This window comes from Parabacteroides massiliensis, from assembly GCF_900155425.1.
GTDB lineage: Bacteria > Bacteroidota > Bacteroidia > Bacteroidales > Tannerellaceae > Parabacteroides > Parabacteroides massiliensis.
In genome coordinates this window covers 290,590-307,805 of the sequence record NZ_LT700189.1, presented here as the reverse complement: position 1 = coordinate 307,805, position 17,216 = coordinate 290,590, and the positions used below count along the sequence as shown (strand labels likewise).

At 47.5% G+C, this 17,216-nt stretch carries 16 protein-coding genes; 1 reads left to right on the top strand and 15 read right to left on the bottom strand.

The window, feature by feature from the left end; translation table 11 throughout:
• The first annotated feature begins 129 nt into the window (after positions 1–129).
• Positions 130–1,491, top strand: coding sequence for an MATE family efflux transporter (locus BQ9893_RS01365; protein WP_075964395.1), 1,362 nt, complete (start codon positions 130–132; stop codon positions 1,489–1,491).
• A gap of 5 nt (positions 1,492–1,496) precedes the next feature.
• On the opposite strand, the gene BQ9893_RS01360 is transcribed toward BQ9893_RS01365, so the two are convergent.
• The 15 genes from BQ9893_RS01360 to BQ9893_RS01290 all read right to left on the bottom strand — a co-directional run bounded on the left by BQ9893_RS01360 (position 1,497) and on the right by BQ9893_RS01290 (position 17,136).
• Positions 1,497–2,384 (bottom strand): aldo/keto reductase, encoded by an 888-nt coding sequence (locus BQ9893_RS01360; RefSeq protein ID WP_075964394.1) that lies wholly within the window; start codon positions 2,382–2,384, stop codon positions 1,497–1,499.
• 2 nt (positions 2,385–2,386) lie between these two features.
• A complete protein-coding gene (gene nhaA, locus BQ9893_RS01355) occupies positions 2,387–3,736 on the bottom strand; it encodes a Na+/H+ antiporter NhaA (RefSeq protein WP_075964393.1) in 1,350 nt (449 codons plus the stop codon).
• A 177-nt stretch (positions 3,737–3,913) separates the two neighbouring features.
• Complete coding sequence (locus BQ9893_RS01350) at positions 3,914–4,522, bottom strand: IMPACT family protein (RefSeq protein ID WP_075964392.1); 609 nt, start codon at positions 4,520–4,522, stop codon at positions 3,914–3,916.
• Between the two features lie 3 nt (positions 4,523–4,525).
• Positions 4,526–4,744 (bottom strand): hypothetical protein, encoded by a 219-nt coding sequence (locus tag BQ9893_RS01345; RefSeq protein ID WP_008148475.1) that lies wholly within the window; start codon positions 4,742–4,744, stop codon positions 4,526–4,528.
• A gap of 3 nt (positions 4,745–4,747) precedes the next feature.
• The gene (uvrA, locus tag BQ9893_RS01340; protein ID WP_075964391.1) at positions 4,748–7,594 is read right to left on the bottom strand and encodes an excinuclease ABC subunit UvrA; all 2,847 of its coding nucleotides are present in this window, start codon (positions 7,592–7,594) and stop codon (positions 4,748–4,750) included.
• An 11-nt stretch (positions 7,595–7,605) separates the two neighbouring features.
• A complete protein-coding gene (locus BQ9893_RS01335; protein WP_075964390.1) occupies positions 7,606–8,583 on the bottom strand; it encodes a lytic transglycosylase domain-containing protein in 978 nt (325 codons plus the stop codon).
• Positions 8,561–9,916: a T9SS type B sorting domain-containing protein gene (locus tag BQ9893_RS01330; RefSeq protein WP_075964389.1), complete on the bottom strand. Its 1,356-nt coding sequence runs from the start codon at positions 9,914–9,916 to the stop codon at positions 8,561–8,563. The genes BQ9893_RS01335 and BQ9893_RS01330 overlap by 23 nt, the downstream gene beginning before the upstream one ends.
• A gap of 68 nt (positions 9,917–9,984) precedes the next feature.
• Positions 9,985–10,821: a D-Ala-D-Ala carboxypeptidase family metallohydrolase gene (locus BQ9893_RS01325; RefSeq protein ID WP_075964388.1), complete on the bottom strand. Its 837-nt coding sequence runs from the start codon at positions 10,819–10,821 to the stop codon at positions 9,985–9,987.
• 16 nt (positions 10,822–10,837) lie between these two features.
• The gene (locus tag BQ9893_RS01320; protein ID WP_075964387.1) at positions 10,838–11,035 is read right to left on the bottom strand and encodes a hypothetical protein; all 198 of its coding nucleotides are present in this window, start codon (positions 11,033–11,035) and stop codon (positions 10,838–10,840) included.
• Between the two features lie 40 nt (positions 11,036–11,075).
• A complete protein-coding gene (locus BQ9893_RS01315) occupies positions 11,076–11,522 on the bottom strand; it encodes an HU family DNA-binding protein (RefSeq protein WP_075964386.1) in 447 nt (148 codons plus the stop codon).
• Between the two features lie 159 nt (positions 11,523–11,681).
• On the bottom strand, positions 11,682–12,146 hold the full coding sequence (locus tag BQ9893_RS01310) for a hypothetical protein (RefSeq protein WP_075964385.1): 465 nt from the start codon (positions 12,144–12,146) through the stop codon (positions 11,682–11,684).
• A 49-nt stretch (positions 12,147–12,195) separates the two neighbouring features.
• Positions 12,196–13,140, bottom strand: a complete 945-nt coding sequence (locus BQ9893_RS01305) for a beta-barrel domain-containing protein (RefSeq protein ID WP_075964384.1) — start codon at positions 13,138–13,140, stop codon at positions 12,196–12,198.
• Positions 13,141–13,157: 17 nt separating this feature from the next.
• Positions 13,158–15,353, bottom strand: coding sequence for a peptidase domain-containing ABC transporter (locus BQ9893_RS01300; protein ID WP_075964383.1), 2,196 nt, complete (start codon positions 15,351–15,353; stop codon positions 13,158–13,160).
• Between the two features lie 104 nt (positions 15,354–15,457).
• Complete coding sequence (locus BQ9893_RS01295; RefSeq protein WP_075964382.1) at positions 15,458–16,693, bottom strand: 6-bladed beta-propeller; 1,236 nt, start codon at positions 16,691–16,693, stop codon at positions 15,458–15,460.
• Positions 16,694–16,893: 200 nt separating this feature from the next.
• Positions 16,894–17,136: a glycosyltransferase family 2 protein gene (locus tag BQ9893_RS01290; protein ID WP_075964381.1), complete on the bottom strand. Its 243-nt coding sequence runs from the start codon at positions 17,134–17,136 to the stop codon at positions 16,894–16,896.
• Positions 17,137–17,216: the final 80 nt, after the last annotated feature.

Here is a 17,216-nt window from a genome sequence, read left to right as displayed (position 1 = left end):
CTTCCTGCAAATATAAGTTTTTTATATACATTATCATTCTCGCTTTTTTACCATTTTTTTGCCCAATAGTATTTTTAACCGAACTTAAAGGACTACTTTTGCAAACCAAAATAAAAAGTTATTTGAGGTATGCAGAGAGATCGTATTGATTTTGGTAGTATGAACATTCCGGTTCTATTCCGCAAAATCTTTTTCCCGACATTATTAGGAATGGTTTGTATGGCGTGCATCACGATCGCCGACGGTATATTCGTAGGACGTGGCGTGGGGAGTGACGCATTAGCTGCCGTCAATATCGTCGCTCCGATTTTTATGATAACGACAGGGATCGGGTTGCTTTTCGGGGTAGGTTCGTCAGTCGTGGCCTCCGTCCACCTGTCGCAAAGGAAGGTCAAGGCCGCAAACATCAATATCACACAGGCGTTGCTGGTGTCCCTTCTGTTGATGGTAGCAGGAATATCTTTGGTGATGCTATTCAACAAACAGACGGCCTATATGCTGGGAAGCTCCGACCAGTTGTTGCCGCTTGTACTGGAGTATATGAAATGGATCGTACCGTTCTCCATATTCAGTATGCTTGCCAATATTGGGATGTTTATGATCAGGTTGGACGGTTCGCCGAAATTTGCAATGTTGTGCAACGTTATTCCGGCATTGATAAATGTCGTACTCGACTATATTTTCGTCTTCCCGATGCAGATGGGGTTGACCGGGGCTGCACTGGCAACCGCGTTAGCAGAGGTGGCAGGCGGATTGATGGTCTTGGTCTACTTGCTCGGTTTCTCCAGGACGTTACATTTATACAAGTTGAAAATGAGCCTGAAAAGCCTGCGCCTGACCTGTCGGAACACGGGATATATGATTCGTTTGGGAGCTTCGGCGATGTTGGGAGAATTGGCAATCGCCTGCATGATGCTAGTCGGCAACTATGCTTTTATCCGGATGCTGAAAGAAGATGGCGTGGCGGCATACAGCGTAGCTTGCTACTGCCTGCCTATTGTATTCATGATCGCGAACGCGATCGCCCAGTCGGCCCAGCCGATCATCAGCTATAACTATGGTGCGGGAAATGCAGCACGGGTACATGCGACGTTCCGGCTTTCGTTGAAAACAGCATTTATCTCCGGACTGATGGCTTTTGCCGTGATGTATCTGTTTTGTCCTTATATCGTAGCGATGTTTCTGGAGCCCGGTTGCCCGGCTTACGAGATTGCGACGAATGGAATCCCCTACTTCGCCTCCGGATTTATTTGCTTTGCCTTGAATATTACATGGATCGGGTACTACCAGAGTATCGAATTGGCAAAGAAAGCAATGTTTTTTATGCTCTTGAGAGGGATCATCCTGATGAGTATCTGTTTCCTCGCTCTTCCTCACCTGCTGGGAGAAAAGGGGTTATGGTTGGCTGTTCCGTGTGCCGAACTGATCATCTTTATCTCATTGACGATAGATTACCAGTACCGGCACAAGGCATGCAGAACAGTGAAATAAAGCAACTATCCTTTGGCATTCCGCATCACCCGCTCTATCGCATCATCCATCTGCACGATGGACTCCAGGCCGAGTGTCATGCAATGCAGATTACTTTCGGTGACAGCAAAACGGATGGAACGTTCACGTTCGGCATCGGAAACATGTTTGCCTTCACCGAAAATTTTCATTCCGATAACACCTTTGCCTTTCTTGCGGGCCTTACCTAAAAGTTCGTTTACGGCTTCAGGCGTGCCGTCCATATGGCTCTGGAACGGATTCAGGCGAGCAAGGATAACATCACACCAAGGGTTGTTGACAGCCTCGACCATCGCATCCCAGTTATGGCAAGAGACACCGACAGCTTTCACAATGCCGTCCTGCTTGGCTTTTGCCAGGCCGTCCATATAAAACTTACGGGTTTCCGCCCAGTCGCCTTTCGTCATGCAGTGCAGCAGGAGGATATCGAAATAGTCCGTTCCGGCTTCCCGCCTGAAACGGTCGAGAGTTGTTTCTACCGCTTCGCGCTTTTCCGACCCTTCCTCGTAAGTCCACATCTTCGTCATCAGCGTGAGTTTCTCGCGGGGTAGCTCTTTCAAGGCTTTTCCGACAAACGGCTGCGAACCGTACATATCGGCCATGTCAAAGAAGCGGATACCTCGTTCATAACCGTGACGGGCCATTTTTACAAAGTTATCCATTCCGATCCGGGTCTGGTTGGATTGATAGTTCCAACCTTTCGTTCCGGTTCCCATAGCAATGCGGGAAACTTTCAACCCCGTCTTTCCCAGTTTCACCCTGTCGACCGATACATCCGAAGAAACAGTCACCTGTATATCGGCAAGCCCCGTACGGGCTAAAGATAAACCGGCTATTCCGGCTACTCCTGTCTGAATAAATTTGCGTCTGTCCATCTCTATATTTTTTCAGGTAATACTTTTTTTAATATCAAATAGCCACACAAACCGGAAATGAACGAACCGGCAAATACACCCAGTTTCGCCTGGTTCAACAATTCCGCTCCAATATCGGGCATTCCTGCAAAAGAAAGGTTTGCGATAAAGAGGGCAACCGTAAAACCGATCCCCCCCAACATCGACACCCCGAAAAGGTTCCGCTTGCTCACTCCTTCCGGCATCGTGGCAAGACGCAAACGAACAAAAACATAAGTAAACAGGAATATACCCAACGACTTTCCGACAAACAGACCGAGGAATACAGCCAACGGGATTCCCGGTAACGAACCGATCCCGATATCTCCGAAAGTTACGCCGGCATTAACGAAAGCGAAAAGTGGCAAGATCAGATAATTGACTAACGGATGGAGTTTGTCGGCGATGCTCTGTAACGGGCTGATCGTTTTATCCGCCAATGAATGGATATTATTGAGGACCTGTATCTGTGTCGGCGAGAGAACCGCAGCCTGCCTGGAATGACGTACTTCGGTGTAATCCAGCATATCCAGATAACCTGTCATTTCGCAAGTGAAATCATCTAACTTGACAACCGGACGAGCCGGAACTGTGAATGCGACCAGTACCCCCGCTATCGTCGGATGAATACCCGATTCAAGAAACAACATCCACACGAAGAAACCGATTATATAATAGAAGACAATGTTATTCACCTTCATCTTTCCCCCCACATACAGCAATATCAACAAGGCAAGTGAGATCAGAAGAGGCTCGAACGCAATCTCACCACTATAGAACAAGGCGATAATGATAATGCCGCCAATATCGTCCACCACCGCCAATGCTGTCAAGAAGATACGCATGCTGAGTGGTACCCGTTTCCCCAACAGCCCTAAAACAGCCAGCGCAAAGGCGATATCGGTCGCCATCGGAATAGCCACACCTCGCACATCGGGCGCAGAGGGGCAAACCAGGAAATAAAACAATACCGGAACGATCATTCCACCGCAAGCCGCAATAATCGGGAGCAACGCTTTCCGTACCGAACTCAACTCCCCGATCAGAATCTCCTGTTTGATCTCCAATCCGATCACAAAAAAGAAAACCGCCATCAAAGCATCATTCACAAAGGCCAACATCGGCATCGCTTCGCCATGATGCATAAACGGAGTGAAATTGCCTATCTTCAAATCGATCGGATGAGACAGGATGTTGTGATAAGACTCTGCCCAGGGGGAATTGGCGAATAGCATGGCAAGAATCGTAGCCATGAACAATAAGATACTCGCGTTCGGTTTCTGCATAGCGAAACGACGCAACGGCTTAAGGATAACGTTAATGGTTCTATCCATAGATATTAAATATTTACAGGGAACGATCCGCAGACCGCATCCCTTTGAGTTCTTCCTAACAACTATCAGCCTACCTGCCTGCAGACTCCAGTTCGTAAGTGCTGCGGGTCAGTTTTTCAACCCACACGACAAATATACCAGTTAAAATTAAATTAAACACTATGGTGAGCACAGAAATCATAATTCGTTTTTGGGAATACAGGCACTTTCCACCTTCAATAAACGCGCTTTCAGACGTTCAACCTCTCCTTTGCGAATGCGAAGTGTCATTTCGCAATCCATTTCAAATTTTTGAGAGACGATCACCGGATTCTCTTCCTTGACAATGCGCATGATTCCGTTCAGATAAGGATATTCGAATGCAATGGTGATATCCTCATCAACAGTACGCTCTTCTATCTCGGCAGCAGCTATCGCTTCGGCGGCGGCTGTCCGGTAAGCGACAATCAAGCCGCTCGTTCCCAATTCGATTCCGCCGAAATAGCGGACCACGACGATCAGGATATCCGTCAGTCCGTTCGAGTTGATCTGTCCCAGGATCGGTTTTCCCGCAGTAGACGAGGGTTCACCGTCATCGTTCGCACGGAAAGTGAGGCGTTCGGGTCCTAACATATAGGCCCAGCAGACGTGGCGGGCGTCGTAATACTGTTTACGGTATTTGTCCAGTTGCTCTTTCACCTCTTCCACCGTACGCACGGGGATCGCATACGAGATAAAGCGGCTGCGCTTCTCCGTATAGTACCCTTCGGCTACCTGCTTTATGGTTTTGTAACTGTCGTCCGCCATCTTTTAATCCGGTATATGGGTTTCCTGTTCTTCCCGGAAAGCCCGGAAATCTTTCATTATCTCTTCTATCTCTTCAATAAAGTAAGGATCTTTCACATGCTTCTTCACCTCCTCATAATAGGTTTCAATGGCCTTCAACGCACATAAATCCTGTCCGCGCAGCAAGAAGTAAGGTTCTTCCTTCTCCACGCATTGTTTAATCATCTGAATAGGATTCTTCATTTCTTATCGCTTTTTTAATTCGTCTTTCAAAAATGGAGCCGTATAGCTCTTTGTTTTCGCTTTTACCATTTCTTCGGGAGTTCCGGTGAAAAGGATCTGCCCACCGTTACGTCCGCCTTCGGGGCCCATATCGATCAGATAGTCGGCACATTTGATGACATCGAGGTTGTGTTCGATGACGATGATCGTATTTCCCTTATCCACCAGCTTGTTCAGGACACCCAGCAAAACCCGTATATCTTCGAAATGAAGACCTGTCGTCGGCTCGTCCAATACATAAAGCGTCTTGCCCGTATCCTTCTTTGCCAGTTCGGTCGCCAGTTTGACACGCTGGCTCTCCCCCCCGGAAAGAGTCGTAGAGGGTTGCCCCAACTTGATATAACCCAGGCCGACATCCTGTAAGACTTTCACTTTCGACAGGATCGACGGGATATTCTCGAAAAACTCCACCGCCATGTTGATTGTCATATCCAAAACGTCCGCAATGGATTTCCCGCGAAAGCGGACTTCCAACGTTTCCCGGTTGTACCGCTTGCCATGACATTCTTCACAGGGGACCAATACATCCGGCAGGAAATTCATCTCAATCGTCTTGTATCCGTTCCCCTTGCACGTCTCGCAACGTCCGCCGGAGACATTGAACGAAAAACGTCCGGGTTTGTAACCGCGCACTTTCGATTCAGGCAGATCCACAAACAGGTTACGGATATCCGAAAAGACTCCGGTATAAGTAGCCGGATTGCTTCTCGGCGAACGCCCGATCGGTGACTGGTCTACATTGACTATCTTATCGACATTGTCTATCCCTTCTATCGACTTGTAAGGCAACGGATCTTCCAAGGAACGATAGAAATGCTGGCTGAGAATCGGTTGCAAGGTCCGGTTGATCAAAGAAGACTTTCCGCTGCCGGACACACCCGTGACACAGATCAACGTGCCCAACGGGAATGCCACATCCACATTCCGCAGATTATTCCCGCTCGCCCCTTTTATCGTGATGAACTGTCCGTTCCCTTTCCGCCGCTCTTTCGGAACGGCAATTTCCGTCTTCCCATTCAGATAGGCCGAAGTAAGCGTGTCGGCTTTCAACATCTCTTCGGGAGTTCCGGCAAAAACCACTTCTCCTCCCAGACGGCCGGCCTTCGGTCCCATATCGACCACATAGTCCGCATTCAACATCATGTCCTTGTCATGCTCGACCACGACAACAGAGTTACCCGTATCGCGCAATTCCTTCAACGAGTTGATCAGACGGACGTTATCCCGTTGGTGCAACCCGATACTCGGCTCATCCAGGATATAAAGCACATTGACCAGCTGGCTGCCGATCTGGGTCGCCAAACGGATACGCTGGCTCTCACCTCCCGATAACGTCGCCGAGGCACGGTTCAAAGCAAGGTAATCCAGCCCGACATCCAACAGGAATTTCAGACGTGAACGGATCTCCTTCAGTATTTCGACAGCTATTTGCCGCTGTTTGGGATTCAACCGGTCTTCAATGCCATCCAGCCACTCATACAATTCGGAAATATCCATTGCCGAAAGTTCAGCGATATTCTTTCCGGCAATCTTATAGTGCAGCGCCTCCTTGTTCAACCGTTGCCCGTTACATTCCGGACAGGTAGCCATCCGAATAAACTGTCCCGCCCATTTCTGTGCAGAAGCGGAAGCCTCGCTCTCCTGCTGCATCAGGATATATTTGGCAACTCCTTCATACGACAGGAAATAATTGGAAGTACCCAGCGACTCGTTTTTAATTTGCAGACGTTCGTCCGTCCCGTTCATAATCTCATCGATCGCTTCTTCGGGGATGTCTTTGATCGGGGTTTTCAGCGTTACGCCATATTTCTCACAAATAGCTTCGATCTGCCAGAATATCAGGGAATTTTTATATTTCCCCAACGCCACGATACCGCCACTGTAGATACTGAGCGACGCATCGGGTACGATCTTGTTCATGTCCAACAAATTGACCTGCCCCAATCCTTTACATTTCGGGCAAGCCCCCTGCGGAGAGTTGAACGAGAAATTATGGGGAGCCGGTTCGCTGTAAGACAACCCCGTCACCGGATCCATCAGCCGGCGGCTGAAATGGCGCACTTCGTTCGTCTCGGCATCCAGCACGAGTACCAGACCGTCACCCTGCTTCATAGCGACGCGCAAGCTTTCTTTCAAACGGCGTTCGTCCGATTCCGAAACAACCAGCTTATCGATCACAACCTCTATGCTGTGCATCTTATACCGGTCGAGCTTCATGCCATGAAATATCTCCTTCATCTCACCGTCCACCCGGACATTCAGATATCCTTTCTTCCGCATCTGTTCGAAAAGTTCCTTGTAATGTCCCTTGCGGTTACGGACGAGCGGAGCAAGCAGATAGGTTCTTTTTCCTTTATACTGGTTCATTATCAACTCCAACGTCTGCTCTTCGGTGTATTTCACCATCTTCTCGCCACTCAGGTACGAATAAGCCTCTCCAGCCCTTGCATAAAGCAGACGGAAAAAGTCATAAATCTCGGTAGTCGTCCCCACCGTGGATCTTGGATTCTTGTTCGTTGTCTTCTGCTCGATCGAGATAACAGGGCTCAAGCCGGTGATCTTATCCACATCCGGACGCTCCATATTTCCCAAAAAATTACGCGCATAAGCGGAGAAAGTCTCCACATAACGGCGTTGCCCTTCCGCAAAAATCGTATCGAAAGCCAAAGACGATTTACCACTACCGCTCATACCGGTAATCACGGATAGCTTGTTACGAGGTATGTCGACATCTATATTCTTCAAATTATGGACACGGGCACCTAAAACGGAAATGCGACCGCCTTCCAATGCATTCTTATCCTTCATCATTTTCAGTTTTCTTATTTCACCACCCAGGCCGGATTATGCACATAGGTGTTAGGCGTTTTATAATACATGTCAGATTCTTTCGGTATCCGGATCGTATATGTTTTTCCCCCCGTCAGCAATTTACGATCGCGTAACCAGGGATTAAAACGCTTCAGATCGGCATAGGTGATGCCATTCTTCTTGGCAAAATCGGACAATTCCTGAATATCCGTCGAGACGGAAACTCTCTCGCACTCGATCGGTTTATACAAATCCTGCGCCCTCAACACGAAGCCATATTTATAGGGAGCTTCAAATATCTGCTTGATAGCCATGATCCGATAGACATAGCGCGTAGTCTCCTCCACCAGCCAGAGATCGAACGAATTGTCCGCATCCTGCTTGACAAGCTCTCCCGATATACGTCCCATACCGGCATTATAGGAAGATGCGACCATTGCCCAATCCCCATATTTTTCATAGGCTGCTTTCAGATAACGGCAGGCAGCCTCAGTTGCCTTTGCCACGTCGCAACGCTCGTCAACCGTAGGTGTTATCGTCAACCCGTACTGACGTGCCGTACCTTCCAACAATTGCCAGGTCCCTACTGCCCGCGCAGGCGATGAGACACGCGGATCAAGATGGCTCTCGATTACCGCCAGATACTTGAAGTCGTCCGGAATACCATTGGCTTTCAGGATCGGTTCGATTATCGGGAAATAGCGGTTTGCCCGCTTGATCAGCAGCATGGAGGTAGAATGGAAATAGGTAAAACTACTCAATTCCCGGTCAAAACCCTCATGCATATTATAACGTGTCAAATCGATATCCTTTCCGCAAAAAGAGGCGGAAGAAGGTATATCCGGCGACATGGTCACCGATGAAACGACCGGACGTTGGTCTTTCACTTTCTCCGAATCACTCGAACCGATGGAAAGGCAGGCAGTCAGACACACAGCGCTTCCCACCACAAAACCGGCAATATTGTTACTGCTCAATAATTTCATCATCAATTTTCTTGGGTCTAAGAATATTTATAGAACCTTTTTTATTATATTTAATACCATCCGATCCCACCGCATCTATCACATAAAAATAGACACCGGGAGCAACATATTTTCCACCTTTTTTACCATCCCATCCTTCAGCCGGATTCGTAGAATGATACATCTGCACCCCCCATCGGTTGAATATCCAGCACTTATAGGTCACAAGCGATTTGTAGGCGACGCGAAACTCATCATTGATGCCGGGCGTCGTTCCGGGCGAGAAAGCGTTCGGGATCTGCAGCTCCGATTCGGCAACCTTGATTTCAATCGAATTGGAAACCGCCTCGCATTCTCCCGTCGCGTTGCTGACAGTCGCAACCGCCGTATAATCGCCCTTCTCCGTAAATGTATAATCGACCTCCTCATCCCTGTATTCCACCAGCGGATTCTCGGCTCCGTTTTCCTGATCGCTCCTATATATCTTCCAAGTATACAGTGTTGCTACCGGATCATTGGCATACGCCCGGAATGTGACCGTTACCGGAGCGGAAAGATATTCTCCGTCTCCGGCTGTCATATTCTCCGCATTATCCATCATGAACGTCGTATCGACATGCACTTCGACAGCCACCGCCTGATAGGTCTCCGAAGTGATCGATTTCTCCAACCCGAAATGTTTCGCAAACTGATCGCCGGAAAGCGTGACCTCCGTATCGCACAACGGGATTGTATTGGCATCGTTTATTTTTACCGAATAAGGACCTTCCGTCAATGTTCTTTGCACATTCTTCGGTGAAAAATACTTGTTTTCTTCAGACCATTCCAATGTTTGATAAGCGACATCGAATTCCCGCTTCACTGCCAGCCGGCTTCCCGACGGAGTATAATAATACATGGCCGGGACAGCCGGAGAACCTTCCAGCCAAAATCCGTCACAATTTCCTTTGACTGTAACACTCTCGACATTAAAAGCATATTTGCTATAATCGATGATCCACACATACCAACCATTCAAACCGGAAGCCGGATCCTCCACATAATATCCGGTTCCATCCTCTATATTCCGGATAACAGATGTCATCCCGTTCTGTTCACACGAAACCGGTTGCCGGTCCAATGCCTTTTGCTTATACCTGTACCATTGATGATTGGCAGACGAAGACGTATAGCTAATCTCCACATTATCCATCCCATACACCAGATAGACTCGTATGCGATTCCCCTGGTTTTCCAACAAATAAGGAACCCCGTTTCCTCCTGTCACCGTATATTGCTGTGCCTGAATGGCCAACACCACAAACAAGAAACAAATCAATCCGCCCAATTTCCTAATTTCCGTTCTTAGCATATACATAACTTAATTAGCTTACAAAATTACTATTTTATACGGATTTATACGGAGAGAAATACCTTTTTATTGCATTATCCGGACTTCAATCTTTTATAAAGAAAGAAACTCAAGACGAATAAAAAAACAATCACAAAGAAAAAACAGCCCGGTGAACGGGTTATCCGGCGGGTCTCCGTCCGGCTAAGTGTTTCCTCCTTATGACGGCCGGTATAGTCCGTTTGCCGGTATGCCACGATCTCCCCGGTATCGGCAAGCTGCCGGCTGCGATCCATTTGAAATGTCGTGACAGATTCCGTATATTGCTTTCCCGTACTGTCAGGAGCGAAATAAACAATCCGTTGCAAATTCCAGGCAACCGTATCGGTCAGGCGGATATCCTTTTTCAACATCCCTATCTTCCTGTCAGACAAACGGACACTCTCCAAACTGGCTGCCGATTCCAGCCGATGGTTCTGCCTGCTCAGCCCACATCCTGACAACAGGAATACCAGTACCAAAAGACGTAAAAGCACCTGCATTCTGTTTTTACCGGTTTTCTTTAACGACAAATGGAGGAAATTCCGTTTCCGGTAAAAGATCGCCTGGTCAAACTCAAGCTCCGACAGCCGTAAGACAGCCAATAGTTCCGCCACATCAGGGACATAACAATCGGCAGCCTCCCCTTTCGTATGCTGGCTGCCGGGTACACCTCCCACCAACCGGTTGACCTCCTCGCTACGATACCCGCTTGTCACCCCGACCGGCTTGCCATATAACTTCCGCAACGGCTCCAACAACCCCGTAACCAGATATTTCAACGCCGCAAGAGCCTCTTCTCCCGGTATATTCCCAATTCCTTTTTCTATCGCAGTCCTGCTATAACACATCTCTTCCAATCTGAAATGTTCACTTAATTTCTCGTCTCTCATTTTTCTCTTCACTTTTTTAATTCTTGATTCTCAATTTATAAGAGTAGTCCACCCCAAAAAGCGCCCCCGCAAACGTGCTGATCTCCCCAAAAGCTACCAACACACTGTTATCCACCTCTCCCCTCGGATCGATCCAGAATCCGCAAAAGAGAAGAACAATCCCGCTCATTGTGAGCAGGACTGCCATTGTCAGCTGAACCGTCAATCTCTTCATGATTTATGATTTGAGATTTATGATTTACCGATTGTCAATTCTAAAGTTCCCCCGGTCTTTCTTCCTCTCCCTCATCGGGAGTCGATCCGGAGGCCTCCGTCACGATTCGTTCGAAATTTGTAAGGCTTTTCATGGTGCGCAATGCCTTACCCGGTAGGAAACGTACACGGGGCTCACGGATCAACCCTGTATTAAAATTATCGGAACCGACAACACCCTGCGAACCGAAATTCAGACGAAAAGTTCCCAATTCACCCACATTCACACGGCGTCCGTTACGCAAATGACGTGCCATAACAACATTCAGACGGTCCAATACAGCCTTTACACCGGCACTACCGGCAACAGTGCTGTCACCTACTTCTTCGATCAGTTCTTCAAACGTCACCAAGTCACCACTGACCATCTGTGCATACACCTTTTCAGGATTTTCTTCCTGATCCTTGCCTAAATTTCTTTTCTGAACCAATTTGTACTTCAGAGCCATAATCTTTAATTTTTAAATGATTAATAATTTGTTTTTGATCACATTGCAAAGATAGAGTACCCGCAAACCGTTAAAAAAGCAGTGAGACGGATGTATAAATGATGATTTACAGGTATGTGACCTGGATGGCATGATCATACAAAATAAACCATCGTTCTATCACTCCATCTCACTGCTTTTCTCCATCAGATCGGCAAAATCAAACGAATCCATCCGGGCATACCGGATTTTGTCGGACAAATACTTGACAGACAAACCTATATCAAAAACGAGTAAAAGAGAAAAAGAAATTTCCGTATACGATGATTTATGATTTTTATACGGATCTACCAACAAATTAAGCACCTTCAAGAACAGATTTAACTCGTCCATCTCATACAAAAACTCACCGAGCACCGTCTTTTGCCGGATATAATCAACAAACGGCTGACGGTTTTTCTTGATCAAGCGTATTAAAAACAAGCGGTAAGACAGCGTCAGATCCATCCAACCCGACAGGGCAAGCCCGAACGTACGGTCAAAAAAAATGCCCCTTTCCTCAAGAGGCATACACTTCAATAACTCATGATACAAACGGACGGTAGGTTTTGCGCCGCCGAACAACGCAACCAATTCTTCTTTCATATACAATTTCCGGAGGGGGAAAATTGTTCCCTCGCGCCCGGAAAACCACTTACATTCCTTCCCGCAAGATCTTTTTCAGTGGTTGGAAGAGACGCTCTATCAGACGTAATTCTTCTGTTACGATTCCGGCCGTGGCTTTCATTTCCTGCATCACAGGAAGACAGATTCCGTAATTGGTGGTCAGTCCGCCGGGGAAGGCAATCTCCACCCTGTAATTGTCTTCCAACGGGACCATCGAGACCGACGACACACGCCCCTCCACGATACCGAACTCTTGATCCGGGAAATTACTGAAACGGACGATCACACGCTGTCCTTTCCGTACCTTTCCCGAACTCGCGACCGGCATCGATGCCAGCCCGATCCATTCGCCGGGATCTTCCGGCACGATCCGCGCAAACAGGTCGCCACCCTGCACATACAGGTTCGGGTATCCCTGCCGCAACAACTGTACACGCCCCGACGCCGAGGCCTCGATGCAATAATCCATCTCCCAACGTCTCACCGCTGCCAGCAACTGCCCCAACATAGCCCGGAAATCCCGCGATGCCGGATCTTTCGACGCCAAAGCCGTATAGGCAGACTGGATATCCCCCAGCCGCCAGACATCCTGCAGCAGGTAATAGCCCAGCCGCTCCGGTTCCCCGGCATAACGCGCCAACAGCTTCTTCAACCGAAACACATCTTCCGTCACCGCCGTGTTCTCTACCACCGCCAACGGCAAACCCTCTTTCACCTCCTGCCCGTCGGCAACATACAGGTTGCTCACCCTGCCCGATGTGCGTGCCACAACTTCCGTCACCGGATTACGGCTTGTCAACGTCATCTCCGCCTCCACCACATCCGGATAACGGAAGAAAAAACTCCCCACGACAAGCATGAGCACCACGGCAAACAACACCGTGATTCCCCACCTTACGATCCGCGACGGCACATGCCCCATCACTTCCTGCACCGCTTCACTGCGAAGCTCTATGTCTTTTCCCGTTTCCATATATGCATCAGCCTCTTTTAATTGCCCAACTCCAATTGGTTCTTTACTAATTCGTAGTATATCCCGCGTCGGGCCGTCAGCACTTCGTGCGTCCCCTCCTCGGCTACGCGACCTTTATCCAAGACGACGATGTTGTCCGCATCCTTGACCGTGCTCAACCGGTGCGCCACCACGACCACCGTGCGGCCCCGGTAAAACCGGTGCAGATGTTCCATAATCTCTTTCTCGTTATTGGCATCCAAAGCATTTGTCGCTTCATCCAGGAAGATAAACTCCGGATCCTTGTACACCGCACGGGCGATCAGGATACGCTGCCTCTGCCCCTGGCTCACGCCGTTCCCTTCCATGCCGATCTTCGTGTTGTAGCCCAATGGCAGCGAGTCGATGAACTCCCGGATATTTGCTACCGTAACAGCATGCAGCAGACGATCCTTGTCGATCGATTCAGCCCCCACCGCTATGTTACGCGCGATCGTGTCCGAAAAGATGAAACCATCCTGCATCACGCAACCCGTATGCGCACGCCACACATGCGGGTTCAAATCCTTCAGTAAGACGTTTCCCACCCGGATTGCCCCTTTGTTCGGTTCATAAAAGCCAAGCAGCAACTTGACAAGCGTCGTCTTCCCGCTGCCGCTCGCCCCCACCACAGCTGTCACCTTGTGCTGCGGGATCGCGAGGCTGACATGTTCCAACACATAATCCCGATCCGCCCCGTCATAGCTGAAACACACATCCTCCACCCGGAGCGTCCGTTCTTCCGGGATTCTGTTCGTTTTCAATGCAAGCGTCTGTTCCTCATCCTCCTTCTGGTGGATCTCGCCGAGCCGCTCCAGACTGATCTTCGCATCCTGAAACGAACGGGCGAAGCCGATGAACTGCTCGATCGGAGCCGTCAACTGCCCTACGATATACGTCAGCGACATCATCATACCCAACGTCATTTCACCCGAAACTACAGCACGGGCCGCCAAAAAGGAGATCAGTATATTGGTCATCTGATTAAAAAACACCGACCCAAGCTGTTGGTATTGTTGCAAGGCCAAGCCCTTGATACTTATCTTGAACAGTTTCACCTGGATGCGCTCCCACTCCCACCGTTTCTCCGTCTCGCAGTTGTTCAGCTTGATCTCTTGCATGCCCGTCACCAACTGGAAAAGGTTGCTCTGTTCACCCGCAGCCTGTGCGAACCTTTTTATATCCAGTTCGCGCCGATACTTCATAAAGGCCAATATCCACGCCACATACAACCCGTTGCCGACCAGAAACAAACCCAATATCGTCAGGTCATAATACGCCAGCACAAACCCGAACACGATAAAATTGACAAACGAAAAAAGCGTCGAGATGGACGAACCCGTCATGAACGTCTCGATACGGTTATGGTCACCGATGCGCTGCATAATGTCCCCCACCATTTTCGTATCGAAGAAATGCAAAGGCAACCGCATCAGCTTGGCAAGAAAATCGGAGATCAACGCGATATTGATCCGGGTATTGATATGCAACAAAATCCAGCTACGGATAAAATCCACGGAAAGTTTGGCCACAAAGATCACCAGCTGCGCAACCAATATCAAGGTTATAAAACTCAAATTACCATCCCGGATACCCGTATCCACCATGCTCTGCGTCAGGAACGGCAGGATCAGTTGCAGGATGCTCGCCGTCAGCATTCCTAATACCAGCTGAAACAGTTCACGCCGGTAAGGAGTCAGATAACGGAAGAAAAAAGCCAAGCCTTTCCCTGCCCGTGTATCCTCCTCCTCGCGATCGTAAAAGTCAGGTCCCGGTTCGAAGAGCAATGCCGCTCCCGTATCTTTTCCCTCCGTCACGGTGCTACACCAGCAACGTGCCAACTCTGATTCCTCATAGACCAGTTTTTGGGTAGCCGGATCGGCGATATAATATTTTCCGTTCTTTACCTTATATAATACGACGAAATGGTTCTGGTTCCAGTGCAAAACGCAAGGCAAAGGCACTTCCGTCCTGAGCTGCTCCAACGTAATCTTCACCCCCATCGTCCGGAACCCGATCCGCTCGGCAGCATCACTGATACCCAACATCGACACCCCTTCGCGCGTGATGAATGCCTGTTCCCGAAGATACTGGATAGAATAGCTCCGCCCGTAATATTTCGCTATCATACGGAGGCACGAAGGACCGCAATCAGCGGATTCGAGTTGGTGATAATGGGGGAAAAGGTCTATCATACATTCTTTATATAGCACACAAAATTATTGCTGGTATTTTTTTAGATAAATTAAAATTCGACGTATCATAGATTTCATACAACAATGAATGATCCATCGTTTTCCTATTTCAATTGAACTATCATCAACACCGGATTGTCGTCCGGAATCAGTTTTTCCGCCAATGCCTTTAGTTCCGGTGAAGGGTTTGGCAAGGTTTCGTATATCTCTAAAAATTTGTCTGCAGAAAACCAAGTGACCATCTCTTCATCAGGAGATATATATATTGGCCAAAAACAAGGACCGCCGTCCAAGTCGTTGCGAAAGCCTAAATATTTATGTTTGACAGGCTGGTTTAGCAGAGTAAGTTTTCCGGTGCTTTTGTTGAATAATCCAAATACATCAACGTTGACCAATGTACGTTTTTGTTGCATCCCCGGACTTGTGGATGTTATTTCATATTCATATTTTTCGGGTGCATTTTGTCCGCATTGAAAATTCAGGAATAAATACTTGGACGATTCCTTTATAGCATACGGAAATACATAATTCGTTCGGTCATAATCTGTTCTATAAGACTCCATCCATTCCATTGGAGCCTTGTATGGTCCCATGTCAAAAATGTAAGCAACTTCCGGTTCTAATTTTTTATTGATCGTAAAGATCGTGTCATCCCAACTGCGCCAAAGTCGGATTTGATCTTTGAAGCGGTAATATTTACCATCAGAAGAACCCCATCCTCTTTCATTTTTTATCCGTCCTAAATGATTCGGATATAACATGGTTGTTTTACCTTCCATATTGAATAGTAAGGCCTTGTAATGACGATGCAAGGAAGAGGTTAATGTGGATAGATAGATGGAATCATTTATTTGAACACTTTCCCAAATCGTCATTTTGTCCGGGCATTCCGGCATTCGGATATGTTTTGTCATGTTACCGTTTGTGTCATACTCCATACATTTTGTATTAACGTCCATGAAAATAGTATTTGTATTTGGACGTACGTCCACCGATCTAATTAACGTATATTCATCAGGACCTGGCCCTTTTTTCCCGATTTGTCTGATATATTTCCCATGCTTGTCATAAAGGAAGCATTGGCTTGTTGCTCCGCGCCGGTAATCTTGTACAAGAAACATTTCGCCCAACTTATAGATACTACTGATACCTGCAATTAAAGTAGTGTCATTCGTTTCCAAAGGAATATACCTGACAGACTTGGCACAGTTGCTCAAGTTCAAAATTTCACCTGTCCCGATGACCTCGGCAACAGGGATGATTCGTTTGTCGCTATTCTCTTTTTGAGAAGTACAAGAAATGAATAACGAGAGTATGATTATTGCGATGTATTTTGTCATTATTATATAAGTTTATTCCTTTAATAAAAAGGATGTGCCATTTGGGTTGATATCTATACTACTATGGTACACCCATTTCATTCAATTAACACACGTTTTTACCCTTCTTTTCCGTCATAGCCACCCAAGATCATCTTCTGTTCTTCTTTTGTCAATTCCACATCTCTGCATCCATTACGATTACCGCAATATATTTTCCCTTAGCAAACGGCATCCCTGGTTTCTGGCGGGATAGTAGCCTTCGTTCTTTTTATTGAACAGCTATTGAATGCGAGGATCGGTATAGGAGCGGAGAATTTCAGGTGTACGATCTGTCGAACATCATCTATAATAAAAAATTCCAAGTCCTCAAACGCCTGGTTGAGGATGCTGTTTATGGCTTCTTCAACATATTTTTCAACATTGTAAGTCGGCATCACGACAGAAACTAAAGGAAGTTTCATAACAAATAAGATTTAGTTAACAATCATCTTTTTACAAAGGTAAAGCTTAAGAATTAAAGTTCCAAGAAAAAAGAATAAAA

Coding starts and splice junctions, on each gene's coding strand:
- BQ9893_RS01330 (WP_075964389.1), bottom strand. CDS start 9,916: ATGTATATGCTAAGAACGGAAATTAGGAAATTGGGCGGATTGATTTGT.
- BQ9893_RS01345 (WP_008148475.1), bottom strand. CDS start 4,744: ATGAAGAATCCTATTCAGATGATTAAACAATGCGTGGAGAAGGAAGAA.
- BQ9893_RS01300 (WP_075964383.1), bottom strand. CDS start 15,353: ATGATAGACCTTTTCCCCCATTATCACCAACTCGAATCCGCTGATTGC.
- BQ9893_RS01335 (WP_075964390.1), bottom strand. CDS start 8,583: ATGATGAAATTATTGAGCAGTAACAATATTGCCGGTTTTGTGGTGGGA.
- BQ9893_RS01320 (WP_075964387.1), bottom strand. CDS start 11,035: ATGAAGAGATTGACGGTTCAGCTGACAATGGCAGTCCTGCTCACAATG.
- BQ9893_RS01360 (WP_075964394.1), bottom strand. CDS start 2,384: ATGGACAGACGCAAATTTATTCAGACAGGAGTAGCCGGAATAGCCGGT.
- BQ9893_RS01295 (WP_075964382.1), bottom strand. CDS start 16,693: ATGACAAAATACATCGCAATAATCATACTCTCGTTATTCATTTCTTGT.
- uvrA (WP_075964391.1), bottom strand. CDS start 7,594: ATGATGAAGGATAAGAATGCATTGGAAGGCGGTCGCATTTCCGTTTTA.
- BQ9893_RS01350 (WP_075964392.1), bottom strand. CDS start 4,522: ATGGCGGACGACAGTTACAAAACCATAAAGCAGGTAGCCGAAGGGTAC.
- BQ9893_RS01315 (WP_075964386.1), bottom strand. CDS start 11,522: ATGGCTCTGAAGTACAAATTGGTTCAGAAAAGAAATTTAGGCAAGGAT.
- nhaA (WP_075964393.1), bottom strand. CDS start 3,736: ATGGATAGAACCATTAACGTTATCCTTAAGCCGTTGCGTCGTTTCGCT.
- BQ9893_RS01305 (WP_075964384.1), bottom strand. CDS start 13,140: ATGGAAACGGGAAAAGACATAGAGCTTCGCAGTGAAGCGGTGCAGGAA.
- BQ9893_RS01290 (WP_075964381.1), bottom strand. CDS start 17,136: ATGAAACTTCCTTTAGTTTCTGTCGTGATGCCGACTTACAATGTTGAA.
- BQ9893_RS01365 (WP_075964395.1), top strand. CDS start 130: ATGCAGAGAGATCGTATTGATTTTGGTAGTATGAACATTCCGGTTCTA.
- BQ9893_RS01325 (WP_075964388.1), bottom strand. CDS start 10,821: ATGAGAGACGAGAAATTAAGTGAACATTTCAGATTGGAAGAGATGTGT.
- BQ9893_RS01310 (WP_075964385.1), bottom strand. CDS start 12,146: ATGAAAGAAGAATTGGTTGCGTTGTTCGGCGGCGCAAAACCTACCGTC.